The following is a 23,893-nucleotide window of genomic DNA, read 5'->3' as shown; positions in this document are numbered from 1 at the left end:
GATTTCGATGCTCGATGTCATCGTCGTCGGCGCCGGTCCGACCGGACTGACGCTCGCCGGTGAACTGCGGCTGCACGGGGTGCGGGTGCTCGTGCTGGAGAAGGAGGCGGTGCCGACCGGTCAGTCCCGCGCGCTCGGGCTGCACGCACGCAGTGTCGAGATATTGGACCAGCGCGGGCTGCTGGAGCGGTTCCTCCCACTCGGCCAGAAGTTCGCCACCGGCGGTTTTTTCGCCGGTATTCCGGCGCCCTGGCCCGACCGCTTGGACACCGCGCATTCGTACGTTCTCGGTATTCCGCAAACCGTCACCGAGCGCCTGCTGGCCGAGCGGGCCGTCGAACTCGGCGCCGAGATCCGGCGCGGCGCCGAACTGACCGGACTGGCCCAGGACGAGCACGGTGTCACCGTCGAACTGACCGGTGGGGGCACCCCCGCCGGTGAGGGCGCGGCCGGCGGGGGAGGCACGCGGCTGCGCGCCCGCTACCTCGTCGGCTGCGACGGCGGCCGCAGCACCGTACGCCGGCTGCTCGGCGTCGCCTTCCCCGGCGAACCGGCCGCCAACGAGACCTGGCTGGGCGAGCTGGAGGTGGCCGTACCGCCGGAGGAGCTGGCCGCCGTGGTGGCCGAGGTCCGCAGGACCAGCGCCCGGTTCGGCGTCATGCCCCGCGAGGACGGCGTGCACCGCGTCATCGTGCCCGCCGCGGGGGTGTCCGAGGACCGCGCGGTCCCGCCCACCCTGGAGGAGTTCAGGCTGCGGCTGCGGGAGTTCGCCGGCACCGACCTCGGTGTGCACTCCCCGCGCTGGATCTCCCGTTTCGGCGACGCCACCCGGCTCGCCGAGCGCTACCGGTCGGGGCGGGTGCTGCTGGCCGGCGACGCGGCGCACATCCACCCGCCGACCGGCGGGCAGGGCCTCAACCTCGGCATCCAGGACGCCTTCAACCTCGGCTGGAAACTGGCCGCCGAGGTCAACGGCTGGGCGCCGGAGGGGCTGTTGGACAGCTACCACACCGAACGGCACCCGGTGGCCGCCGCGGTACTGGACAACACCCGGGCCCAGTCGGAACTGCTGTCCGCCGAACCCGGTGCGCGGGCGGTGCGCCGGCTGGTGGCGGAACTGATGGACTTCGAGGAGGTGAACCGGTACCTGATCGAGAAGATCGCCGCGCTGTCCGTCCGCTACGACTTCGGCGAGGGGCCCGGCCTCCTCGGCCGCCGGCTCCGGGACATGCGGCTGGAACAAGGACGCCTCTACGAGCTGACGCGCGCCGGACGCGGACTCCTGCTCGACCGGACCGGCCGGCTCTCGGTGGCGGGCTGGGCGGACCGGGTCGACCATGTCGTCGACGCCGGCGAGGAACTGGACGCGCCCGCCGTCCTGCTGCGCCCGGACGGTCATGTGGCGTGGCTCGGCGACGACCAGCGGGAACTGCTCGACCGCCTGCCCCGCTGGTTCGGCACCGCGACCGTCTGACCACCGGTCCGGCCGTGGCCCGGGGGCGAGGGATGCCCGTCCAACGCCACAGCCGGCGCCCGAAGTTCCCGGATACCGCCCCGGTTCACGCGATGGTGTGATCATGTGCCGCGCGGCGGATGGCCGTCGGAGCCCACGGGTAGGGCCCTGGCCATGACGCAGCCGTTCGAACTCCCGCACTTCTACATGCCGTATCCCGCGCGGCTCAACCCGCATCTGGAGGAGGCCCGGACCCATTCCACCGAGTGGGCCCGGGAGATGGGCATGCTGGAGGGCTCCGGGATCTGGACCCAGGCGGACCTGGAGGCACACGACTACGGCCTGCTGTGCGGCTACACCCACCCCGACTGCGACGGCCCCGCCCTCTCGCTGATCACCGACTGGTACGTGTGGGTGTTCTTCTTCGACGACCACTTCCTCGACATGTTCAAGCGCACCCAGGACCGCGCCGCCGGCAAGGCCCATCTCGACCGGCTCCCGCTGTTCATGCCGCTCGACCTCTCGACACCCGTGCCGGAGCCGGAGAACCCGGTCGAGGCGGGCCTCGCCGACCTGTGGGCGCGCACCGTGCCGTCCATGTCGGTCGACTGGCGCCGCCGGTTCTCGGTCGCCACCGAGCACCTGCTGAACGAGTCGATGTGGGAGCTGTCCAACATCAACGAGGGGCGGATCGCCAACCCCGTCGAGTACATCGAGATGCGCCGCAAGGTCGGCGGCGCCCCCTGGTCGGCGGGGCTCGTCGAGTACGCGACGGCCGAGGTGCCCGCGGCCGTCTCGGGGACCCGGCCGCTGCGGGTGCTGATGGAGACCTTCGCGGACGCCGTCCACCTCCGCAACGACCTGTTCTCCTACCAGCGCGAGGTCGAGGACGAGGGCGAGAACAGCAACGGCGTGCTGGTCCTGGAGACCTTCTTCGACTGCTCCACCCAGGAGGCCGCCGACACGGTCAACGACATCCTCACCTCCCGCCTCCACCAGTTCGAGCACACCGCCCTCACCGAAGTGCCCGCCCTCGCCGTCGAGAAGGGCCTCACCCCCGACCAGGCCGCCGCGATCGCCGCCTACACCAAGGGCCTGCAGGACTGGCAGTCCGGCGGCCACGAATGGCATCTGCGCTCCAGCCGCTACATGAACCAGGGCGCCACCGCCCAGACCGCCCCCTGGCAGACCCTGACCGGCCCCGGCACGTCCGCCGCGGACGTCGGCGCGTTACTCGCCGAGGCCGCCGCGAAACGCCTCCGTGCCTACACCCACGTCCCCTTCCAGCAGGTCGGCCCCTCCCTCCTGCCCGACTTCCACATGCCCTACGAGGCCGAACTCAGCCCGCACCTCGACACCGCCCGCCCCCGGCTCACCGCCTGGATGCACGGCACCGGAATGCTCGCCGAGGGCGTCTGGGACGAGGACAAGCTCGCCGCCGGCGACCTCGTGCTCTGCGCCGCCGGCCTCGACCCCGACGCCACCCCCGAGGAACTCGACCTCAGCGCCCAGTGGCTGGCCTGGGGTACCTACGCCGACGACTACTACCCCCTGTACTTCGGCACCCGGCGCGACCTGGCCGGCGCCCGGCTCGCCACCGCCCGGCTGTCCGCCTGCATGCCGCTCGCCGACGACCCCGTCCCCGCCCCGGTCACCGGCATGGAACGCGGCCTGGCCGACCTGTGGGCGCGCACCACCGCCGGCATGGACGCCGACGGCCGGCTCTTCCTCAGGCAGGCCGTCGACAGGATGACCGAGAGCTGGCTCTGGGAGATGGCCAACCACCTCCAGCACCGTGTCCCGGACCCCGTCGATTACCTGGAGATGCGCCGGGACACCTTCGGCTCCGACCTCACCCTGAGCCTGGCCCGCCGCGGCCACGGCCCCGCGATCCCGCCCGAGGTCTACCGCAGCGGCCCGGTCCGCTCCCTGGAGAACGCCGCCATCGACTACGGCATGCTCGTCAACGACGTCTTCTCCTACCAGAAGGAGATCCAGTACGAGGGCGAGCTCCACAACGCGATCCTCGTCGTCCAGAACTTCTTCGGCGTCGACTACCCCACCGCCCTCCGGGTCGTGCACGACCTGATGACCCAGCGGATGCGGCAGTTCGAGCATGTCGTCGCGAGCGAACTCCCCGTCGTGTGCGACGACTTCGAGCTGTCGGCCGAGGCCCGTGAGGCCATGCGGAACTATGTCCTGGACCTGCAGAACTGGATGGCCGGCATCCTCAACTGGCACCGACATGTGGACCGTTACCAGCCGGACCACCTGGCCCGCCGTGCCCACGGCTTCCTGCCGGACCGGCCACCGCTCGCCCCGGCCCTCCCCGTCGGCTGACGACGAGCACCTCCACCTTCTACTGGAGGGCGGTGTACAGACTCCGGGCGCGCTCGGCCTGCCGCGGGTCGCCCAGCCGGTCGAACTCCTCGGCCAGCAGGCGCAGGGGCGACAGGTCGAGTTCCTTCCTGCTGCCGGGCCGGAGCAACTGGCTCTGGTCCATGGATATCTCGTCCATCCGGCGGATCAACGCCACTCTGGCGAGCTCGGTCAGCCCCTGGTCGGCGGCCAGCCGGGCCCAGGTCGTCAGCGGCCGGCCGGCCGGGTCGCCGGGCACCTCGTGCCGTACCGACTCCCACAGGGGCGGCCGGGGGTGCGGGTCGAGCAGGTCGTAGGCGCAGTCCTCGTCCGCGTTGAGGAGGAGGAAGTCGGGCTCGGTGCGCAGCAGGGCCGTGTGCAGTCTGCCGAGCAGGTCGACGGGGGAGCGGTCGGGCAGGCCGAGCGCGGCGCGGAGTTCGGCGCGCTCGGCGTCGATGCCGTGGTACTCCCGGATCTCGTCCTCGATCTCGGCCACCCGCGCGAGGATCGCCTCCTCGCCGTCCGCCGGAGCCAGGCCCAGGTAGTCGCGCCAGCCCGGCAGGCCGATCACGATCTCCAGCGCCTCGTCGACGGACGACCCTATGATCCCGGCCGAGCCCTCGGAACTCGCGTACAGCAACGAGCCGTCCGCGCACACGAAATACGTGCCGCCGGTGTCGCAGCCCGCCACGACCTCCAGCGAGCCGCCGGAGGCGAGGCGGACCGGTTCGAGGTGGCCGTGGGCGGCCCGGTCCAGGTCGAAGTTGAAGGGGAACGCCGCCAGTTCGGCCAGGCGGCGGTGCTGCCGGAGCAGCCGCAGGCAGTCATCGGTCATGTCACAGAACGTAACAGCCACCACTGACAACGGACTCCGACCGCGGCCTCGGACCGGCGCCGCCACCGACATTGGACTCAGGCCGCGCCCCGGACCGGCGCCGCCACTGGCAACGGACTCCGGCCGTGCCCCGGACCGGCGCCGCCGCTGACCACGGACTCCGGCCGTGCCCCGGACCGGCGCCGCCGCTGACCACGCACTCCGGCTGCGACCCGGACCGGCGTCGTCGCGGTCTCACGCCGACGTGCGCGGCCGCTCCCCGGCGTGGGCGGTCGCAGCCCGCGCCAGCGACCGGACCACCGGGTGTGGGCGCGAGCCGTCGCCGGCCAGCTCGGGCTGGAAGAGCGTGGCCAGGAAGAAGGGATGGCCGGGCAGTTCGGCGACGCGGACATGGCCGTCCTCGTCGTGGCCCGACAGCCGTAGTCCGTGGGCGCGCAGCGTGTCGAGGTGGCGGGAGGGGCCGTACGAGCAGAAGTACCGCTCGACCGTGCGTCCCGAGCCGATCGCCGCCTCGGCGAGCGAGCCCGATTCGACGGTCACCGCCGACTCGTGCCCGATCAGCGAGCAGGCCAGCGGCTCGATGAGGAGGTCCTCGGCGTCGGGGTCGTTCTCGGCGTGCGCGACCCGGGTCAGTCCGCAGACGTTGCGGGCGTACTCCAGGAGCGCGTGCTGGAAACCCCCGCACGTGCCCAGGAAGGGGATGCCCTCCTCGCGGGCGGTGCGGATCGCGCGCAGCACGCCCGCCTCGCTGCGGTACGGGCTGCCGGGCAGCACCCACACGGCGTCGAAGCCGCGCACCGCGGCCACGTCCTCGGCGTCCTCGGAGGGAACCCAGTAGGCGTCCAGGACCAGCCGGTCGCGCTCGGCGAGGGCGGCCAGGAGGTGCGGGATCCGGGTGTGCGAGACGACGTTGGGGGAGCGGTCCCCGACCAGGGCGATCGTGGCGGTCCGTGCGGTCCGAGCTGCGGAGTTCGTCATGCCCTCATCCTGGGCGCCGTTTCCGGTTCACGTCCAACGATGATCGGTGCACTCTCGATAAGCGATTCTGATGCGACCCTGTACGGCATGGACCCGCACCTGCTGCGCACCTACGTCACCGTCGCCCGCCTCGCCTCCTTCTCGGAGGCCGCCCGCACCCTGGGCTACACCCAGTCCGCGGTCTCCCAGCACATCGCCGCCCTCGAACAGGACCTCGGAGCGCCCCTGCTCACCCGGCGCCCGGTGACCCCCACGGCGGCCGGGGAACGGCTCCTGGAGCACGCCGGGCCGCTGCTGCTGCGGCTGGAGGCGGCCCGCGCGGACGTCGTACGGATGGCCGCCGCGCCGGTGCCCGGCCTGACCCTCGCCGCGACCCCGACCGCGCTCGGCCCCGGCGTCCTCGCCGCGCTCCCCGCCGACGGCGTCACCCTGCGCGTCCTGCCCCGCGAGGAGATCCCGGCCGCCGTCGCCACCGGCGCCGCCGACCTCGGTCTGCTCGACGGCCTCGCCGCCCCCAGCGACCCGCTGCGCCTGCCCGACGTGGCACCGCTGACCACGCACGGCGTCGGCGAGGAACCCGTAGCCGTCCTGCTCCCCGCCGGCCATCCCCTCGCCGGCCGCCCGGGCCTGCGCCTCGCCGACCTCGCCGACGCCCGCTGGCTGGACGCACCCGGCGCGGCCCTGCCCCTCGCCCAGCTGCGCACCGCGACCGGCGGCGGCGCCTTCCGCCCGGCCCTGCGCTACGACGGCTCCGACCTCCGCACCCTCACCACCCTCACCGCCACCGGCCACGGCCTCACCCTGCTGCCCCGCCGGACGGCCACCGGCGTCCCCGGCACGGTCGCCGTCCCGGTCACCGCGCCCCGGGTCATCCACCGGGTGGAACTGGTGTACGCCGGGACCCCCGCAGGGGCGGCCGCGGCCCTGGTGGCGATCCTGGTCGACGGTGCCCGGGACGCAGATGAGGCCTAAGGCTTCCCGCTCCTGACCCCGGGTCAGTCTCACTCGTTCGTGACTCGTCGCGCCCGCGTGCGCCGGGTAGGGCTCGGGCTGGAGGCGAACCATGGAACAGACCGCTTTGCGTCCCAAACCGATCCCGGGCCAGGAACGCGGGGAGGACCCCCCACCCGACCCGGCCCACCGCCCGCACGCCGCGCGCCGCCGCGGCCGCCGGATCAGGACCCTGCTCTTCGGCCTCTTCGCCGGCACGGTGCTGGTGCTCTCCGGGGTCGGTATCGGCACGGTCGGCGCCACGGTGATCGGCCTGAGCAGGGTTGCGGAGTTGCAGCGGCAGGGCCCGCCGCAGACGCCCAGGCCGGCACCGTCCCTCACCCCCAGCCCGTCCTGGACCGTCGCCGCGACGCTCGGCGTGGAGGCCGTCGACGCCGAGAAGGTGGGCGCACTGGTGGTGGGCGTCCATGTGCCCGGGCCGGGCTACTCGGCGGGCCTGGTCAGGGGCGATGTGCTCCTCCAACTCGGCGACCGGCGGATCGACGACGCCGCTGACCTGGTACGAGCGGTGACCGAGGCCCGCCCGGGCAGGGAGGCCAAGCTCACGGTGCGGCACGAGAGCGGGGGGTATCAGCAGCTGACGGTGGTACCAGGAGTCGTCACCTGACAACGCCCACAGCCACGACGCAGCCGCACCCGCCGCACAACCGAGACACACAACGGCGCTTCCGCGCAAACCGGCTCGCGCCGCCCCACAACACCCGGCAGGATGCTCACCGAGGCCCTACAGCCCCCTCACCCGCGCAAGGAGGCCCCGGATGACCGGCACGACACCCGCCGCGCCCTTCACCGCCGACGACTACCGGGCCCGCATGACGCGCGCGGCGCACACCGCGGCCGACGCCGGACTCGCCGGCCTCCTGATCGCCCCCGGCCCCGACATGGTGTGGCTCAGCGGCTACACCCCCACCGCCGTCACCGAACGGCTCACTCTCCTCGTCCTCGCCCCCGGCAGGGACCCCGTGCTGGTCGTCCCCACCCTGGAGGCGCCCGACGCCGCGAAGTCGGCCGGCGCGGACGTGCTGACCCTGCGGGACTGGACCGACGGCAAGGACCCCTACGCCGTGACCGCCGACCTGCTCGGCAAGGGCGGCCGGTTCGGTATCAGCGACAACGCCTGGGCCATGCACCTGCTGGGCTTGCAGAAGACACTTCCGGACACCTCGTACGCCTCCCTCACCGACGCGCTGCCCATGCTCCGCGCCGTGAAGGACGCGGCCGAACTCGAACTCCTCGCGGCCGCCGGAGCCGCCGCCGATTCAACGTTCGAGGAGATCCGCAAGGTTCCCTTCGCCGGCCGCCGCGAGTCCGACGTCGGCCACGACCTCGCCGACCTGCTGCGCCGCTTCGGCCACGAACAGGTCGACTTCACCATCGTCGGCTCGGGACCCAACGGCGCCAACCCGCACCACGAGGTCGGCGACCGGGTCATCCAGGACGGCGACATGGTCGTCCTCGACTTCGGCGGCCTCAAGGACGGCTACGGCTCCGACACCACCCGCACCGTGCACGTCGGCCCGCCGACCGCCGAGGAACGCGAGGTCCACGACCTCGTGCGCGCCGCCCAGGAGGCCGGGTTCCGGGCCGTCCGCCCCGGCGTGGCCTGCCAGGAGGTGGACCGGGCCGCCCGCGCGGTCATCGCCGACGCCGGGTACGGCGAGTTCTTCATCCACCGCACCGGCCACGGCATCGGCGTCACCACGCACGAGCCGCCGTACATGATCGAGGGCGAGGAGCAGCCGCTCGTGCCCGGGATGTGCTTCTCCGTGGAGCCGGGCGTCTATCTGCCGGGCCGCTTCGGCGTGCGGATCGAGGACATCGTCACGGTGACCGAGGAGGGCGGACGTCGTTTCAACAACACCACCCGCGAGATGGTCGTAGTGGGCTGACCGACCCGGCCCCGGGAGTATCTTCTCGCCCCTATCCCACCCGAACGGCAACGGCGCGATCCATGACCCAGGCACCGACACCCACCGCGGACACCGTCCGCCGACTGGTCCGTTCGCTGCTCAAGGAGAGCGCGACCGGAACCTCGGGACCGGACGTCCGGCCCGTCGCGGCGGGCGGTGAGCACTCCACCTGGTGGGTCGGCACCCGCCATGTGCTGCGGCTGGCGCCCGACCGGGAGGCCGCCGCCCGGCAGCGCCGCGAACTGCGGCTGCGCGACCTGGCGCGCCCGCACCTGCCGGTCACCGTCCCGACCAGCGTCGCGCACGGCGAGTGGGCGCCGGGCCTGACCTACACGCTGGACACCGCGATCGCCGGGGGCACGGCCGAGGAGCACGACGTCTCCGCGGTCGGTGAGGCCGACCTGGCCGGGCTGCTCGCCGGCCTGCGCGAGGTGCCCGTACGGCAGGCGGAGACGCTCGGTGTGCCGCGCACCCCGCCGCGCTCCCTGGAGGCGCTGCGCCGGATGGCCGTACCCGCCGCCGAACGCCTCGCCGCCGCCGACGAGTTCGATCCCGCGCCGCTGCTCCAGTTCACCTCGCCGGGCGCCGCCCAGCTCGCCGCGCAGCCCGGTACGGCCGTGCTGGTCCACCACGACCTCAAGGGCGAGCACCTGGTGGTCAGCGCCGACGGCAGGGTGCGCGGCGTCCTGGACTGGACCGACGCGGCGGTGGGCGACCCCGCCGAGGACATCGCCGGGCTCGCCCTCGCGGTCGGCTCCGGCGCGGCCGTCCGCGCGGCCACCCTCGCCGGCTACGGCGCCCGGCCCTGCCTGCGCGGCCTGTGGCTGGCCCGCTGCGACACCGTCATCCGCCTCGCCGACCGCCTGGAAGGCCGCGACGACAGCCCCCTGCCGCTGCTGCGCACCCGGCTCCGGCGCGCCTGGGAGGCGATCCTGCTGGAGCGGGTGACGGAGCTGCGCGAGGCCCCCGAGGACGACGGGGACGACGTGGAGCCGTAGCGAGGCCGGCCGCTCAGGGCCGGGTCAGCACCACGCACGACTCGCCCGGCACCCGCAGCACCCCGTCCGCGCCCGGCGCCGCCACGGGGTCCCAGGCGGCCAGCACCTCCACCCGTCCGGTGCCGAGCGGGATGGCGGCCGGCTCCTTGCCCAGGTTCACCGCCACCCGTACGTCCCCCCGCCGGAAGGCCAGCCAGCGTGCCTCCTCGTCGTAGGCCACCTTGGTGTCGGCGAGGTCGGGGTCGGTGAGGTCCGGCTGCTCCCGGCGCAGCGCGGTCAGCCGGCGGTACCAGGCCAGCACGCGCGCGTGCGGCTCGCGTTCCGGCTCCGACCAGTCCAGGCAGGACCGGTCCCGGGTCGCCGGGTCCTGCGGATCGGGTACGTCCTCCTCGGCCCACCCGTGCGCCGCGAACTCCCGGCGCCTGCCCCGCCGTACCGCCTCCGCCAGTTCGGGGTCCGTGTGGTCGGTGAAGAACTGCCAGGGGGTGCCGGCCGCCCACTCCTCGCCCATGAACAGCATCGGCGTGAAGGGCGCGGTCAGGGTCAGGGTGGCCGCGCAGGCCAGCAGGCCGGGGGAGAGGGAGGCCGAGAGCCGGTCGCCCTGGGCCCGGTTGCCGACCTGGTCGTGGGTCTGGCTGTAGCCGAGCAGCCGGTGCCCGGCCACCCGCGCGCGGTCCAGCGGGCGGCCGTGGTGGCGGCCGCGGAAGCTGGAGTACGCGCCGTCGTGGAAGTAGCCGCCGGTGAGGGTCTTGGCGAGGGCGGCGAACGGGTCGCGCGCGAAGTCGGCGTAGTAGCCCTGGGACTCGCCGGTCAGCGTGGTGTGCAGCGCGTGGTGGAAGTCGTCGTTCCACTGCGCGTCCAGACCGAGACCGTGCTCCGCGCGCGCGGTGATGAGACGCGGGTCGTTCAGGTCGGACTCGCCGACCAGGAACAGCGGCCGGCCCGACTCGGCCGCCAGGGCGGCCACGGCCGTCGACAGCTCCTCCAGGAAGTGGCACGCGCGCGTGTCGCACAGCGCGTGCACCGCGTCCAGGCGCAGCCCGTCGATCCGGTAGTCGCGCAGCCAGGCGAGCGCGCTGCCCACCAGGTACGCGCGCACCTCGTCCGAACCGGGCGCGTCCAGGTTGACCGCCGCGCCCCAGGGCGTGTGGTGGGTCTCCGTGAAGTACGGCCCGAAGGCGGGCAGGTAGTTGCCGGAGGGGCCCAGATGGTTGTGGACGACGTCCAGGACGACGCCGAGCCCGAGTTCGTGGGCCCGGTCGACGAACCGTTTCAGCGCCTCGGGTCCGCCGTAGGGCTCGTGCACCGCCCACAGCGAGACCCCCTCGTACCCCCAGCCGTGCCGGCCGGGGAACGGGCACAGCGGCATCAACTCCACGTGGGTGACGCCCAGTTCCACCAGGTGCTCCAGGCGGGCGGCGGCCGCGTCCAGGGTGCCCTCGGGGGTGTACGTGCCCACGTGCAGCTCGTAGAGCACGGCGCCCGGCAGGGCCCGGCCGGGCCACTCGGCCCGCCATGGGTGACGTCCGTGGTCGACGACCGCGCTGAGCCCGTCCGGTCCGTCCGGCTGGCGGCGCGAGCGCGGGTCGGGCAGCACCGGGCCGTCGTCCAGGGCGAACCCGTACCGGGTGCCGTCCTCGGCGTCCGCCGCACCGGTCCACCAGTCCGGCCGCCGCGGATCGCGCTCCAACGCGCGCGTGACGCCGTCGCAATGGAGCGTCACCCGGTCTGCCTGCGGTGCCCACACCTCGAACTGCACGGACGGTCCCCTTCGTCTGGCTCATCGTGAGGTAGTCCGTCCATCGTGCCGGGAAAGCGATCAGACCGCTTTTGAATCCCGGCTTTCCCGGAGGGTGTCGCCGTCCGTACGCGCGCGTGACGGCCGTTTCCCCGTTTTCTGGACACTCGGGGTTCACTGACTCAGAATCGGCAGCGTGACGTCGTCCTTCGAGTTCCACACCTACCCCGCGCGGCTGTCCGACGCGGAGCGCGAGAAGGCGCTGAGTGTGCTGCGTGACGGCGTCGTCATGGGGCGGCTGTCGCACGACACGTTCGTGCGCCGCATGGAGCTGGCGCTGGCCGCCCGCCGCGCGGACGAACTCGCGGCGCTCACCGCGGACCTGCCCCAGGAGAGCCGCTTCGCGCGCGTGCTCTTCGGCACCGTCGAGGCCGTCTCCGGGTTCACCGTGCGGCTGCGCCGGGCCTGGCAGGCCGAGCGGCTGCCCAAACTGCTGCTGCCGCACCCCGGCAACGGCCATCCGCTGCGCATCGGACGCGATCCGGCCAACGGGCTGCGGCTCAACCACGAGACGGTCTCCCGGGTGCACGCCGAACTCCGCCGCCAGGGCGGCCTGTGGATACTCCGGGACCTCGGCTCCACCAACGGCACGACCGTGAACGGCCGCCGGGTGACCGGCGCCGCCGTCGTGCGCGAGGGGGACCAGATCGGCTTCGGCCGGGTGTCCTTCCGGCTCGCGGCCTCCTGAGCCCGCCCTTTGCCGGCCGCTGTCTCCGAGTGGCTGAAAAACGTATGCCCGTCGCGGTGTTGACGTACCCCTGAAGTCGTGACTGACTGTGTGGACGCCATGCACATCATGTGAACCGACGGCACCGCATTGTGGAGGTGTGTTCTGCCGCTCCTCCGCTACCCGTCCGTGGACCAGCTGGTCTCCCGGGCGGCCGCGCTGGCCGCCGACCGGCCCCGGGACGCCCGGCTGCGCAGGGTCGGGACCTCCCGCGCGGGCACGCCCATGTGGCTGCTTTCCATCGGTCACGGCGGCCGGCACGCCCTGGTCGTCGCCGGCCCGCACGCCAACGAACCCATCGGCGGCGCCACCGTGCTGCGCCTCGCCGACCGGGTGCTCGCCGACTCCCGGCTCACCGAGGCCGCCGACGTCACCTGGCACCTGCTGCTCTGCCTGGATCCGGACGGCTCGCGCCGCAACGAGGGCTGGCTCGCGGGGCCGTACACCCTCGGCCACTACTTCCGGAACTTCTTCCGGCCCGGCTTCCTGGAGCAGCCCGAGTGGCTGCCCGACGGGGCCGACGCGGTCGCGCTGCCCGAGACCCGGGCGCTGCTCGACGTCCAGGACGAGTTGCGGCCCTTCCTCCAGTGCTCGCTGCACGGCGTCGACGTCGGCGGCGGCTTCGTCGAGCTCACCCGCGACCTGCCGGGCCTCGACCGCCGCCTCACGCACACCGCGAGCCGGCTCGGCATCCCCCGGGAACTCGGCGCCTACGACACGCTGTACTGGCCGGCCCTGGGCCCGGCCGTCTACCGGGTGCCGCCGCCCCGCCGGGGCGACCTCGCCGCCGCCATCACCGAGGCCGCCGTCGAGTCCACCTGGTTCCACCCCTACCGGCACGGCACCGTCACCGCCATCGTCGAGGCGCCGATGTGGGGCGTGAACGCCGTCCAGGACGGCGCACCGCCCGCCGACCGGGACGCGGCGCTGCGGGCCGTCAGCCGGACCCTGCGGGCGGACACGGCCCTCCTGGACGGCATTCTGGCGCGGGTCAGGACCCAGCTGTCCGCGGCCCCGGACGCGGCCCGGCTGCTCGCGCCGGTCGACGACTACCTGCTCGTCTGCCCCGGCCTCGCCGACGCCTGGGACCCCGACACCGACGCGGGCAGCGCCCGCCCGCTGCCCCCGCTCAGCAGCGCCCACCTGGCCGCGCTGCGCATCGCCGGACGCCGGCTGGCCCTGCGCACCGCCGGGCTGCTGCACCAGCTGCTGCGCAGCACCGGGCACGACCCGGCCGACGCGCTGCCCGACCTGGACCGGCTGATCGACACCTGGTGCGCGGACTACCACGACTCCCTCGGCGCCCGCTGGATCCCGGTCGCACGCCAGGCCGAGTACCAGACGCGCGTCGTCCTGAGCGCCTTCGAACTGGCGCACCGCCACGCGCGCGCGGGTGCCCGTTCGGGTGAGCCGGGCTGGGGCGCCGAGGCCGCCGTGCCGATGCACAGGGAATGACCTCTCTGATCAGAGCGACAGCGGCCGGCGGCGCCCTGCTGGCGGCCACCGCCCTCCTCGCCGCCGGCCCGGCCCAGGCCGCGCCCGCCGCCACGCGCGGCGGCGACTACCTCTTCCTGACCGTCACCAAGGGCGACAGCCGCTCCAGTGACACGCGCGGCACCCTGCTGCTGTGCGACCCGCCCCAGGGACACACGCACGCGGCCGAGGCCTGTGCCGAACTGGACACGGTCGGCGGTGACATCACGCGTATCGCCCCGCCCAAGAACGCGATGTGCCCGATGCTCTACGCGCCCGTGACGGCCCAGGCGCGCGGGGAGTGGAACGGCCGGCCGATCGACTACCGCGAGACGTTCTCCAACTCCTGCGTGATGGCGGCCAGGACCGGGCCGGTCTTCGCCCTCGACGGCTGACCCCGGGGGCGGGCGGCGTGCGGCCCCCGAGACCTCACGCCGCCCCCTCGCGCGCGTGCTGCGCGGCCGCCAGCACCGTCCGGGACTGATGCTCCACCTGGCGCTCCAGCGGCACCCAGCGGGCCCGGAAACGCTCCCCGTAGGCCTCGCACCAGGCGGCCACCAGCTCCTCCAGCCGCGGGGCCGCGCGGTCGTCCGCCTCCCGCAGCACCCGCAGCAGCATCGAGGCCGCCCGCAGCGGCAGCCGCCGCCCGAAGGCGTCCACACTGCCGACGTACGCCATCGTGGTGTCGACCGGCTGCCGGGCGATCCAGTCCTCGGCGAGCCCCGGGATCAGCCCCAGCGCCCAGCGGGCCGCCCGCAGCAGCGGCCCGTCCAGGCCGTCCAGCCGGGGCAGCGCCTCGGCCAGCACCCGTTCCACCTCCCGCGAGTCCCGCAGCAGCCGGCGCGCCAGGCGCCGCATCGCCGCCGCCGGCGCCGGGTGCGGCGCCGGGTCGTCGACCAGGTCGCTCGCCCACATCGGCACCTCGATCACCGCCGTCAGACCGCCGTAGCGGTGCGCGTGGTACCAGGTGCTGTGCCGTGCGTCGTCCGGCATGCTCGGGTACGCCACCCCCGTCTCCGGACCGGGCATCACCCGCACCCCGGGCCCCGAGGCCGGCCAGCCCGCGGCGTCCGAGGCGCCCGTCTCCACCGGGATGTGCAGCTCCGCCGCGGACTTGGCGAACGGCTCGGCCAGCCCCGGCACGTCCTTCGTCAGCTGCACCCAGCTGCCGCCCAGATCGGTGCCGTGCAGGGTCACCTGGAGGTAGGGGCGCAGCTCGTCGATCACCGCGAGCAGGGCCACGGTCTCGGGCGGCAGCCGGTCCGGCGGCAGCACCGACGGCGACCACTCCGGCTGCTCCGGGCCCGCCGGCCGGTAGAAACCGAGGTGGTAGTCGAACAGGCTGCGCGGCGCCGGGGTGACGTGCAGGCTCGCCCCGTCCGGGTCCGCGCAGAGCAGGAAGTGCCAGGAGGTGTCCGCCCGCAGCTCCCGCTCCCGCAGCACCCGCTCGGCCAGTACCTGGAGAGTGCCGCCCCCGGTCGGCTCGTTGGCGTGGGCACCCGCGACCACCAGGACCGCCCGCCGGGCGTGCCCGACGGACAGCAGGTGCAGTGGTCTGCCCGCGCGGGAGAGGCCGATCTGCCGCAAGGTGCACAGGCCGGGCCGGTGCGCGGCCAATGCCCGGGCGGTTGCGACGAGTTCGGGAACACTGGGGTAACGCAGCTCCGGCAGGAGACTCACCCCCGACTTGTCCGCCCGGCTTCGCATTCCCCAGTCCCGCACGGCATAGGTGAACTGTCAAGAACCTCCCGGGGGAGGCTCCAGGGGGCGCCCAGGGGCACGAACCGTCGGCCGGCCGGGCGGTGGGCGCCGCTGGGGGTGCGAAGTCACTCCGGGGCGCGGAACGGCTCCGCGCGCCCATACGGACGCCGTCCGCGCCCGGCGAGTTTCAGCAAGGCCCCCACCCGGACCCGCATTTCACTCGTACGGGTGAATGCGCCCCTCAGTCCCCGTCTTCCACCCGCTCCAGCAGCGCCACCGGCAGCGCCTCGAAGAGCTCCGCCACGCGCGCGTGCCCCGTGAACTCCCGTCCCGGTGCGAGCACGTCGGCCCACCGCCCCGGCGGCAGCGGCAGCACCGTGTCCCGCCAGCCGCCCGCCGTGGCCAGCCGCAGCGACAGCCGGGTCACCGCCGTGACCACCTCCCCGGAGCGCGCGAAGGCAAGGCAGTGCGCCGCGGCCGGGCCCTCGGCCGGCAGCGGCGCGTACGTCGCCGTGTCGCCGAAGACAGCGGGGCGCCGCGCCCGCAGCCGCAGCGCCGCCGCCGTCGCCGCGTCCTTCTCGCCCGGGTGCGCGGGCGGGAACGCCACAGGGCGCCGGTTGTCCGGGTCCACCAGCGCCCGGTACTCGCCCTCCGTGCCCTGGTAGACGTCCGGCACCCCCGGCATCGTCAGATGGACCAGAGCCGTGCCCAGCACGTTCGCCCGGACATGCGCCGCCAGGGAGGCCCGGAAGGCCGCCACAGGCTCACCCGGCGGCCCGCACGGCCCCGCCGCGACGAACGAGGCCACCGCCTCCTCGTACGGCGGCTCCTGCTCCGTCCAGCTCGTGTACAGCCCCGCCTCCCGCACATGCTTCAGCAGCGCCTCCGCCACCCGCCCGGGCTCCGCCGGGCCGAGCCCGAACACCGTCTGCCAGGCCGCCCAGGCCAGCTGCGCGTCCGGCCCGCCCTCGCCGTCCCGGGTCACCTCGGTCAGCACGTCCGCCCAGCGCTGCGGGCACTCCGTGAGCACGGCCAGCGCCGCCCGCACATCGGCGCTGCGCTTGGTGTCGTGGGTCGTCACCACCGTCCCGGTGAGCGGCCAGTCGCGCTGCACGCGCGCGCAGTACGCGTGAAAGGCGTCGGGGGAGACGCCCGGAGCGCCGGGGTCCCCGCCCACCTCGGTCGCCGACAGCAGCGGCACATAGCGGTAGAACGCCGTGTCCTCCACCGACTTGGCGCGCAGCGCCGAGGCCGTCTGCGCGAACCGGGTCCGGAACTCGGCGGCTCCCGGCCCGTCCCCGGCCAGCAGCAGCCCGCGCACCACGTCCACCGCGCCGCCCTCCTCGGGCACCACGAAGGCCAGACGGGCCTCCTCGGCGGCCCGCTCGGTGACCACGGCCGCCACGTCACCGGAGGCGTACGGCCGGTACACCCGCATCCGCACCAGCAGCTCCTGCAGGGCGGTGCGCAGCGCCCAGGGCGCCCGGTCGCGCAGCCCGGCATCCTGCGACGTCGCGCACACGCGCGCGGCCACCCGCGTCAGCCGGTCCGTCTCGGCCGCCAGCTCGTGCGTGAGCACCTTGTACGCCGCCCGCCGCACCGTCGCCGCCCAGTCGCCGCCCCGGTCCGTCTGCGGGGCCGCGAACCGCCGGTACTGTCCGAGCAGTTCACCGGCGCCCGCCGGATCCGTGAACACGCCGTCCACCTGCCGCAGCGCGTCGTACCCGGTGGTCCCCGCGACCGGCCAGCCGGCCGGCAGACGCTCGCCGTCGGCCAGGATCTTCTCGACCACCGTCCAGCGCCCGCCCGTCGCCTCGTGCAGCCGCGCGAGGTAGCCGTCGGGGTCGGCGAGCCCGTCGGGGTGGTCGATCCGCAGCCCGTCCACCACGCCCTCGTGCAGCAGCTGGAGGATCTTGCCGTGGGTCGCCTCGAACACCTCGGGGTCCTCCACCCGCACCCCGATCAGCTCCGAGATGCTGAAGAACCGTCGGTAGTTGAGTTCGGTGCGGGCCAGCCGCCACCACGCCGGGCGGTACCACTGGGCGTCCAGCAGCTCCGGCAGCGGCAGGTCCGCGGTGCCGGCCCGGAGCGGGAAGGCGTGCTCGTGGTAGCGCAGCACGTCACCGTCGACCACGAGCTGCCCGAGCACGTCGCCGAGCGGGGCGCCGAGCACCGGCAGCAGCAGCTGGCCGCCCTGGGCCGCCCAGTCGATGTCGAACCAGCGCGCGTACGGCGACTTCGGGCCCTCGCGCAGGACCTCCCACAGGGCGCGGTTGTGGCGGGGGGACATCGCCATGTGGTTCGGCACGATGTCGACGACGAGGCCGAGACCGTGCTGCCGCGCGGTGCGCGCGAGGGCGCGGAGCGCGTCCTCGCCGCCGAGTTCCTCGCGTACGCGCGCGTGGTCGACGACGTCGTAGCCGTGGGTGGAGCCGGGGACGGCTTCCAGGATCGGGGAGAGGTGGAGGTGGGAGATGCCGAGCGAGGCGAGGTACGGCACGGCGGTTTCGGCGGCCGAGAAGGGGAAGCTGGGCTGGAGCTGGAGGCGGTAGGTGGCTGTCGGCACGGCTGTCATGCGGATGTTTGTACCCGCGCTGTGTGTTTTTGTGTCACAGCGCGGGCCGGTGGGGGTTGATCGCGCCCCGCGGCGGTAGCCGCATATCGAATACAGCCCCGCGCCCCTGACGGGGCGCGTCTATGCGGGCCTCTTCAGAACGGTCAGGCTTCGGCCCGTCAACGTCAGGCGTGCGCCGCCGTCCACCTTCGGGCCTGGGGGTACGCCCTCGGCCTGGGCGGTGTCGACCACCACCTCCCACTGGCGGCCGTGGTTCACCGGGACCACGAAGTCCAGGGAGTCGGGGGACGCGTTGAACATCAGGAGGAACGAGTCGTCGGCGATGCGCTCGCCGCGTGCGCCCGGTTCCGAGATGGCGTTGCCGTTGAGGAAGACGGTGAGGGCGGAGGCCTGGGCGGAGTCCCAGTCCTGCTGGGCCATCTCGTGGCCCTCGGGGGTGAACCAGGCGATGTCGGAGAGGTCGTCGTGGGTGCCCTCGACCGGGCGGCCGTGGAAGAAGCGGCGGCGCCGGAAGACCGGGTGCTCCTTGCGCAGCCGGGCCATCGCGCGGGTGAAGGAGAGCAGGTCGCTGTCGTCCTCGGGGGACGGCCAGGCCACCCAGGAGACCTCGTTGTCCTGGCAGTACGCGTTGTTGTTGCCGTGCTGGGTGCGCGCGAACTCGTCGCCGTGGCCGATCATCGGCACGCCCTGGGACAGCATCAGCGTGGCGACGAAGTTGCGCATCTGCCGGTCGCGCAGTTCGAGGATCGCCGGGTCGTCGGTGTGGCCCTCGACCCCGCAGTTCCAGGAGCGGTTGTGGCTCTCGCCGTCCCGGTTGTCCTCGCCGTTGGCCGCGTTGTGCTTGTCGTTGTACGACACCAGGTCGTGCAGGGTGAAGCCGTCGTGGCAGGTGACGAAGTTGATGGAGGCCAGCGGACGGCGGCCGTCGTCCTGGTAGAGGTCGGAGGAGCCGGTGAGGCGGGAGGCGAACTCGGCCAGCGCCCGGGGCTCGCCGCGCCAGAGGTCGCGCACCGTGTCGCGGTACTTGCCGTTCCACTCGGTCCACAGCGGCGGGAAGTTGCCCACCTGGTAGCCGCCCTCGCCGACGTCCCAGGGCTCGGCGATCAGCTTCACCTGGGAGACGATCGGATCCTGCTGGACCAGGTCGAAGAACGAGGACAGCCGGTCCACCTCGTGGAACTGCCGGGCGAGGGTGGCCGCGAGGTCGAAGCGGAAGCCGTCGACATGCATCTCGGTGACCCAGTAGCGCAGCGAGTCCATGATCATCTGGAGGACGTGGGGCGAGCGCATCAGCAGGGAGTTGCCGGTGCCCGTCGTGTCCATGTAGTAGCGGGGGTCGTCCGTGAGGCGGTAGTAGGACGGGTTGTCCAGGCCGCGGAAGGACAGGGTCGGGCCCAGGTGGTTGCCCTCGGCGGTGTGGTTGTAGACCACGTCGAGGATCACCTCGATCCCGGCCTCGTGCAGGGCGCGGACCGCCGACTTGAACTCCAGGACCTGCTGGCCGCGGTCGCCCCAGGAGGCGTACGCGTTGTGCGGGGCGAAGAAGCCGATGGTGTTGTAGCCCCAGTAGTTGTTCAGGTCCATGTCGACCAGGCGGTGGTCGTTCACGAACTGGTGGACCGGCATCAGTTCGAGGGCGGTCACCCCCAGTTCCACCAGGTGCTCGATGAGCGCCGGGTGCGCCAGGCCCGCGTAGGTGCCGCGCAGCTCCTCGGGCAGGCCCGGGTGGCGCATGGTGAGGCCCTTCACATGGGCCTCGTAGATCACCGTGTGGTGGTACTCGGTGCGCGGCCGGCGGTCGTCGCCCCAGTCGAAGTACGGGTTGATCACCACCGAGGTCATGGTGTGCGGCGCCGAGTCCAGGTCGTTGCGCTTGTCGGGGTCGCCGAAGTGGTAGCCGTACACCTCCTCGCCCCAGCGCACCGACCCGCTGACCGCCTTCGCGTACGGGTCGAGCAGCAGCTTCGCCGAGTTGCAGCGCTGCCCGCGCCCGGGGTCGTAGGGGCCGTGCGCCCTGAAGCCGTAGCGCTGCCCCGGCATCACGCCCGGCAGGTACGCGTGCCGCACGAAGGCGTCGCTCTCCCGCAGCTCCACCGCGGTCTCGGAGCCGTCGTCGTGCAGCAGACACAGCTCCACTCGGTCCGCGGCCTCCGTGAACACCGCGAAGTTGGTCCCGGCGCCGTCGTACGTGGCACCGAGCGGATACGCCTCTCCAGGCCAGACCTGCATGAAGTCGACTCTTCCAGGTGTGTCTCGCGCCCGGGGGCGCCTTGGTCATGAGTCTGCCCGAAAGTAATGGAACCCCAGGTGACTTACGCCCCTCTTACCCCGCGACCAGTGCACACAGCGGCCCGTGGGGCGAGGTGTGCCGAACCAGTGGGGCATACACGTACTCCCTGTGACCAAGGGGGAGTAGGGGGAAGATGTGCGCAAGATAGTGCACCGCCATCTGGGCAAAGTGGTGGCCGGTGCGGGACTGGCGGTGGCGGGGACCGCCGTGATGGTCGGGATCACCCTGCCGGGCACGGCCGGGGCCAACGAGTCGGGAGGGAGTGACGGAAGCGGCACGGCCGCCGCGCAGTCGGCGGGCCAGGGGCAGGGCCAGGACGCCGTCAAGGGCGGCGTGGTGGAACAGGCGCCGGCCGAGGGCAAGAAGGGCACGGGCAGCGACCCGCTGACCGACGACGAGACCAAGCGCGTCGAACAACTCGCTCTGACCAAGCAGATGTTCAACGCCGGGGAGAACGCCGAGGGCGCCCGCGGACCGGAGCGGATCAGCGTCGACCTCGCCGAGCCGGACGCGAACGAACTGGACAGCTCGAACTCGCCGCGCCGCGCGGACGTGACGTTCTACGACTACCGGAACGACAGCCTCGTCACCCGGACCGTGAACCTCGACACCGGCAAGGTCGAACAGACCACGAGCCGGCAGGGCGTCCAGCCGCCGCTCAGCCACGACGAGAACGTCCAGGCGCTCAAGCTGCTGATCGGCGACCCGCTCGGCGCCGGCCTGAAGGCGGACTTCAAGGACGCCACCGGCAGCGAACTGACCGACCCGGAGCAGCAACTGCTGCTCAACAGCGCGGTCTACCGCGCCACTCCGGGCGCCCAGCCGGCCGCGCTCGACAAGTGCGGCGAACACCGCTGCGTGCGGCTCTTCCCGAAGGTCAAGAACGGGCCGTGGATCGACGCCCGCTCGCTGATCGTCGACCTCAGCGCGCGCAAGGTCGTGCAGCTCGGCCGCTGAGCCGACGCCGTTCGCCCCGCCCATCGCACTTCACCGCGTCTTCCGTACGAGGAGTCACTTCGTCATGCACGTGAACGAGCGCGCGCACGCGCGTGTGCCCAGAATCAGCCGTGCCCGCAGGACGGCCGCCGTCGGCCTGTCCGTGGCCGCGCTGGCGGCCGGCGCGACCACCGCGGCCGGGCCCGCCGTAGCCCAGCCGAAGCGGGCCGCCGCGGCCGCCGCCGACTGCTCCGCCGCCTACCGCATCGAGCAGAAGCTCTCCACCGGCACCACCTGGCGGATGTGCTGGCGCTACGACAGCAAGGCCGGACTGGTCCTGGAGCACATCTCCTACCAGCCCAAGGGCGAGGCCGCCCCCATCAAGGTCCTCGCCAGCGCCCGGCTCGCGCAGATCGACGTCCCCTACGACGACGGCAGCGTCGAGTACGACGACCTGACCGGCTTCGGCTTCGCCCAGGGCCTGGTGCCGCTGGCCTCGGCCGAGTGCCCCGGCGGCACCATCAAGACCGTCAAGGTCCCCGACGCCTGGGACCCGGCCCACCCCAACGTCGACGGCCTGTGCACCACGACCCGCTCGCGCGGCCACGCCTACCGGATGCAGGCCGACACCGGCAACCGGGTGTACCAGCAGCAGGGCAAGGACCTGCTGGTCTACACCGTCAACAAGGTCGGCTGGTACGAGTACATGACCGAGTGGCGGTTCCAGGACGACGGCACCATCAACATGAACGTCGGTGCCACCGGCAGCCTCTCGCCGGGCGACTACGACGCCGGCGACGGCCGCGGCTGGCCGATCGGCAAGGGCGCCCACGCCTACGCCACCAGCCACAGCCACAACGTGTTCTGGAAGCTGAACTTCGACCTCGACGGCTCCTCCAAGAGCCGCGTGGAGCAGTACGACTCGGTGGTCAGCGCCCCGACGCACGGCCAGGAGGCGCCCACCAACAAGACCACCCGCACCAACGTCACCAAGGAACTCGCCGGTGACTCCAAGAACATGCGGTGGTGGCGGGTGGTCAGCACCGCCGGCAAGAACAAGGACGGGCACGCCCGTTCGTACGAGATCGTCCAGGGCGCGACCAACAAGTACCCGGGTCACGGTTTCACCAAGCACGACGTCTACTTCACCCAGTACGACAAGTGCGAGCTGTTCGCCAGCAACAACCCGGGCTGCGCGACCGGTCACCCCAAGACCGTCGACAAGTGGGTCAACGGACAGACCCTCACCAACCCTGTGGTCTGGGTGAACGTCGGTTTCCACCACATCGCGCGCGACGAGGACCAGCAGCCGATGCCGGTCCACTGGCAGGGCTTCTCCATCGCCCCGCGTGACGTCACCGCTATGAATCCGCTCACTCCGGCCGCCCTTGCCGATCAGAACGGTCAGCCCGGAAACGGTAGTTGAGAAACGACACTGTCCATCCGGCTGCACCGCCGACCGCTCGCGGAGTACCCTTCCTTGATCGTTGGCACGGGGAGAGCTCGGGGGAGCGGAAGGCGGTGCACGGGTGGGCTCGGGAGGCCTGGAGCTGCCCCCTGGTGACGAGGGTCACGAGGGGAACTCCACAGACGTCCCGCCCGGCGCGGTGTCCCTGGCCCGGCCGATGGACGCCACGGGCTCCATCGGGCCGGAGCTGGAGTGGGGCGCCGACGCCTGGCTCGAGGTGCGTACGCGCGCCCAGCGGGCCGGCCGCGCCTACATCTGGCTGAACCTCGTCGAGCAGCGGATGCGGGCCGTCGTGGCCGCCGTGCTGCGGCCCATCTACGAACCCGTCCACGGCGACGACTGGGTGGTCGCCGCGGCCGGTCCGGCCGGCCAGGAGTGGGTCCAGCGGGCCGCCGCCGTCCGCGAGGTCAGCCGCCGCAAGGGCTATCTGCTGGACCCCGCCGACGACAACGTGCTCAGCTTCCTCACCCTCCCGCAGCTGCGCGAGCTGATGGTCCAGCACTGGCCCTGCTTCGAGCCGTACTTCGACGAGCGCCGGGACGTGGAACTCGCCCTGGACGAGCTGGAGGTGACCCGCAACATCGTCTCCCGCAACCGCGCCCTGTCCGGTGCCGTCCTCGACCAGGCCGAACGGGCCTCCGCCCGGCTCCTGGAGATGCTCGGCGCGGGCGGTGACGTGCCCTCCGCGCGCCGGCTGCCGGTGGACGCGGTGGAGGACCTGGTCGGCGACCGCTACGCGGACGTGGTCGCCGTGCACCCCGACCGGGTCCGCCTGATGCGCCAGTTCCCGGCCGAGGACCTCTTCGGCGGCGCCCGCCGGCTGGACGCCATCGGCATCGGCCTCAACCTGCTCGTGCAGAACTTCTCCGGCCGCCGCCTGGTCCGCCTCGCCGAGACCGGCTGCCGGGTCCGCCTGCTCTTCCTCAACCCCGCCTCCAGCGCGGTCAAGCGCCGCGAGCGCGAACTCGGGATGAAGCGGGGCGAACTGGCCCGCTCGGTCGAGATGAACATCCTCCACATGCGCCGGGTGCGGTCCCGGCTGCGCGATCCGGGCGCCTTCGAGATCCAGGTGTACGACGACACCCCCCGCTTCTCCGCCTACCTGGTGGACGGCGACGGCGCGGACGGCGTCGGGATCATCCAGTCCTATCTGCGCGGCGCGCGGGGCATGGAGTCGCCGGTGCTGGTGCTGCGCAACGGCAACAAGGTGGTCAAGACCGACGACGTCGTGGAAACCGGGCTCTTCCCGACATATCGCGAGGAGTTCGAAATGGCTTGGGCGGATTCGCGCCCGGTGTCCTGATGTGTGCGCGGCGCTAAGCGGAATGCCGGTCCTCTGATTGTCAGTGGCGCATGCGAGGGTGGAGACCACTGGGGGAAAG

Annotated in this window: 18 protein-coding genes; 12 read left to right on the top strand and 6 right to left on the bottom strand. The window is 73.0% G+C overall.

Annotated elements, in window-relative coordinates; all coding sequences use genetic code 11:
• Window positions 1-7 precede the first annotated feature (7 nt).
• Together rox and cyc2 are read left to right on the top strand one after the other, a co-directional pair.
• On the top strand, window positions 8-1,474 hold the full coding sequence (gene rox / locus ACGFZS_RS24645) for a rifampin monooxygenase (protein ID WP_393796941.1): 1,467 nt from the start codon (window positions 8-10) through the stop codon (window positions 1,472-1,474).
• A 153-nt stretch (window positions 1,475-1,627) separates the two neighbouring features.
• Window positions 1,628-3,793: a germacradienol/geosmin synthase Cyc2 gene (cyc2, locus tag ACGFZS_RS24640; RefSeq protein WP_393796940.1), complete on the top strand. Its 2,166-nt coding sequence runs from the start codon at window positions 1,628-1,630 to the stop codon at window positions 3,791-3,793.
• Window positions 3,794-3,812: 19 nt separating this feature from the next.
• Here cyc2 and ACGFZS_RS24635 read toward each other — a convergent pair whose 3' ends face one another.
• Window positions 3,813-4,646: a hypothetical protein gene (locus ACGFZS_RS24635; RefSeq protein WP_393796939.1), complete on the bottom strand. Its 834-nt coding sequence runs from the start codon at window positions 4,644-4,646 to the stop codon at window positions 3,813-3,815.
• A 234-nt stretch (window positions 4,647-4,880) separates the two neighbouring features.
• On the bottom strand, window positions 4,881-5,624 hold the full coding sequence (locus ACGFZS_RS24630; RefSeq protein ID WP_393796938.1) for a hypothetical protein: 744 nt from the start codon (window positions 5,622-5,624) through the stop codon (window positions 4,881-4,883).
• An 87-nt stretch (window positions 5,625-5,711) separates the two neighbouring features.
• On the opposite strand from ACGFZS_RS24630, the gene ACGFZS_RS24625 reads away from it, so the two are divergent.
• The 4 genes from ACGFZS_RS24625 to ACGFZS_RS24610 all read left to right on the top strand — a co-directional run bounded on the left by ACGFZS_RS24625 (window position 5,712) and on the right by ACGFZS_RS24610 (window position 9,543).
• On the top strand, window positions 5,712-6,596 hold the full coding sequence (locus ACGFZS_RS24625) for a LysR family transcriptional regulator (RefSeq protein WP_393796937.1): 885 nt from the start codon (window positions 5,712-5,714) through the stop codon (window positions 6,594-6,596).
• Between the two features lie 91 nt (window positions 6,597-6,687).
• Complete coding sequence (locus tag ACGFZS_RS24620; protein ID WP_393796936.1) at window positions 6,688-7,242, top strand: PDZ domain-containing protein; 555 nt, start codon at window positions 6,688-6,690, stop codon at window positions 7,240-7,242.
• A 151-nt stretch (window positions 7,243-7,393) separates the two neighbouring features.
• Window positions 7,394-8,524, top strand: a complete 1,131-nt coding sequence (locus ACGFZS_RS24615) for an aminopeptidase P family protein (protein ID WP_393796935.1) — start codon at window positions 7,394-7,396, stop codon at window positions 8,522-8,524.
• Between the two features lie 62 nt (window positions 8,525-8,586).
• The gene (locus tag ACGFZS_RS24610; protein ID WP_393796934.1) at window positions 8,587-9,543 is read left to right on the top strand and encodes an aminoglycoside phosphotransferase family protein; all 957 of its coding nucleotides are present in this window, start codon (window positions 8,587-8,589) and stop codon (window positions 9,541-9,543) included.
• 13 nt (window positions 9,544-9,556) lie between these two features.
• On the opposite strand, the gene treZ is transcribed toward ACGFZS_RS24610, so the two are convergent.
• Entirely contained in the window at window positions 9,557-11,302 is a 1,746-nt protein-coding gene (gene treZ, locus ACGFZS_RS24605; protein ID WP_393796933.1) for a malto-oligosyltrehalose trehalohydrolase, read from the bottom strand.
• Window positions 11,303-11,477: 175 nt separating this feature from the next.
• Here treZ and ACGFZS_RS24600 point away from each other — a divergent pair, with 175 nt between their 5' ends.
• The 3 genes from ACGFZS_RS24600 to ACGFZS_RS24590 all read left to right on the top strand — a co-directional run bounded on the left by ACGFZS_RS24600 (window position 11,478) and on the right by ACGFZS_RS24590 (window position 13,936).
• Complete coding sequence (locus ACGFZS_RS24600) at window positions 11,478-12,029, top strand: DUF1707 and FHA domain-containing protein (RefSeq protein ID WP_365684218.1); 552 nt, start codon at window positions 11,478-11,480, stop codon at window positions 12,027-12,029.
• A 168-nt stretch (window positions 12,030-12,197) separates the two neighbouring features.
• Window positions 12,198-13,523 (top strand): M14 family zinc carboxypeptidase, encoded by a 1,326-nt coding sequence (locus tag ACGFZS_RS24595; RefSeq protein WP_393796932.1) that lies wholly within the window; start codon window positions 12,198-12,200, stop codon window positions 13,521-13,523.
• A complete protein-coding gene (locus ACGFZS_RS24590; protein WP_365684222.1) occupies window positions 13,520-13,936 on the top strand; it encodes an SSI family serine proteinase inhibitor in 417 nt (138 codons plus the stop codon). The genes ACGFZS_RS24595 and ACGFZS_RS24590 overlap by 4 nt, the downstream gene beginning before the upstream one ends.
• Window positions 13,937-13,970: 34 nt before the next feature.
• On the opposite strand, the gene ACGFZS_RS24585 is transcribed toward ACGFZS_RS24590, so the two are convergent.
• From ACGFZS_RS24585 to glgX, 3 genes are all read right to left on the bottom strand, one after another.
• Complete coding sequence (locus tag ACGFZS_RS24585; RefSeq protein ID WP_393797018.1) at window positions 13,971-15,221, bottom strand: M14 family zinc carboxypeptidase; 1,251 nt, start codon at window positions 15,219-15,221, stop codon at window positions 13,971-13,973.
• 262 nt (window positions 15,222-15,483) lie between these two features.
• Window positions 15,484-17,817 carry a malto-oligosyltrehalose synthase gene (gene treY, locus ACGFZS_RS24580; RefSeq protein ID WP_393796931.1) on the bottom strand — a complete coding sequence of 778 codons (2,334 nt, stop codon included), beginning with the start codon at window positions 17,815-17,817 and terminating at the stop codon, window positions 15,484-15,486.
• Between the two features lie 120 nt (window positions 17,818-17,937).
• Entirely contained in the window at window positions 17,938-20,046 is a 2,109-nt protein-coding gene (gene glgX / locus ACGFZS_RS24575) for a glycogen debranching protein GlgX (RefSeq protein ID WP_393796930.1), read from the bottom strand.
• Between the two features lie 196 nt (window positions 20,047-20,242).
• Between glgX and ACGFZS_RS24570 the strand changes: the two genes are divergently transcribed.
• The 3 genes from ACGFZS_RS24570 to ACGFZS_RS24560 all read left to right on the top strand — a co-directional run bounded on the left by ACGFZS_RS24570 (window position 20,243) and on the right by ACGFZS_RS24560 (window position 23,814).
• Complete coding sequence (locus tag ACGFZS_RS24570; RefSeq protein WP_393796929.1) at window positions 20,243-21,064, top strand: Tat pathway signal sequence domain protein; 822 nt, start codon at window positions 20,243-20,245, stop codon at window positions 21,062-21,064.
• 64 nt (window positions 21,065-21,128) lie between these two features.
• On the top strand, window positions 21,129-22,469 hold the full coding sequence (locus ACGFZS_RS24565; RefSeq protein ID WP_393535409.1) for a copper amine oxidase: 1,341 nt from the start codon (window positions 21,129-21,131) through the stop codon (window positions 22,467-22,469).
• Between the two features lie 103 nt (window positions 22,470-22,572).
• On the top strand, window positions 22,573-23,814 hold the full coding sequence (locus tag ACGFZS_RS24560; RefSeq protein ID WP_365684231.1) for an SAV2148 family HEPN domain-containing protein: 1,242 nt from the start codon (window positions 22,573-22,575) through the stop codon (window positions 23,812-23,814).
• The last annotated feature ends 79 nt before the right edge of the window (window positions 23,815-23,893 follow it).

Origin of the sequence: Streptomyces sp. NPDC048288, from assembly GCF_043201555.1 — a bacterium.
In the GTDB taxonomy this organism is placed as follows: Bacteria; Actinomycetota; Actinomycetes; order Streptomycetales; family Streptomycetaceae; genus Streptomyces.
The sequence above is the reverse complement of the archived record's forward strand: the minus strand, read 5'-3'. Positions and strand labels throughout refer to the sequence as shown.

Bases quoted from the DNA above. Each gene is read 5' to 3' on its own strand.
- ACGFZS_RS24590 (WP_365684222.1), top strand. From the start codon at position 13,520: ATGACCTCTCTGATCAGAGCGACAGCGGCCGGCGGCGCCCTGCTGGCG.
- rox (WP_393796941.1), top strand. From the start codon at position 8: ATGCTCGATGTCATCGTCGTCGGCGCCGGTCCGACCGGACTGACGCTC.
- ACGFZS_RS24635 (WP_393796939.1), bottom strand. From the start codon at position 4,646: ATGACCGATGACTGCCTGCGGCTGCTCCGGCAGCACCGCCGCCTGGCC.
- ACGFZS_RS24630 (WP_393796938.1), bottom strand. From the start codon at position 5,624: ATGACGAACTCCGCAGCTCGGACCGCACGGACCGCCACGATCGCCCTG.
- glgX (WP_393796930.1), bottom strand. From the start codon at position 20,046: ATGCAGGTCTGGCCTGGAGAGGCGTATCCGCTCGGTGCCACGTACGAC.
- ACGFZS_RS24610 (WP_393796934.1), top strand. From the start codon at position 8,587: ATGACCCAGGCACCGACACCCACCGCGGACACCGTCCGCCGACTGGTC.
- ACGFZS_RS24565 (WP_393535409.1), top strand. From the start codon at position 21,129: ATGCACGTGAACGAGCGCGCGCACGCGCGTGTGCCCAGAATCAGCCGT.
- ACGFZS_RS24625 (WP_393796937.1), top strand. From the start codon at position 5,712: ATGGACCCGCACCTGCTGCGCACCTACGTCACCGTCGCCCGCCTCGCC.
- treY (WP_393796931.1), bottom strand. From the start codon at position 17,817: ATGACAGCCGTGCCGACAGCCACCTACCGCCTCCAGCTCCAGCCCAGC.
- ACGFZS_RS24615 (WP_393796935.1), top strand. From the start codon at position 7,394: ATGACCGGCACGACACCCGCCGCGCCCTTCACCGCCGACGACTACCGG.
- cyc2 (WP_393796940.1), top strand. From the start codon at position 1,628: ATGACGCAGCCGTTCGAACTCCCGCACTTCTACATGCCGTATCCCGCG.
- ACGFZS_RS24620 (WP_393796936.1), top strand. From the start codon at position 6,688: ATGGAACAGACCGCTTTGCGTCCCAAACCGATCCCGGGCCAGGAACGC.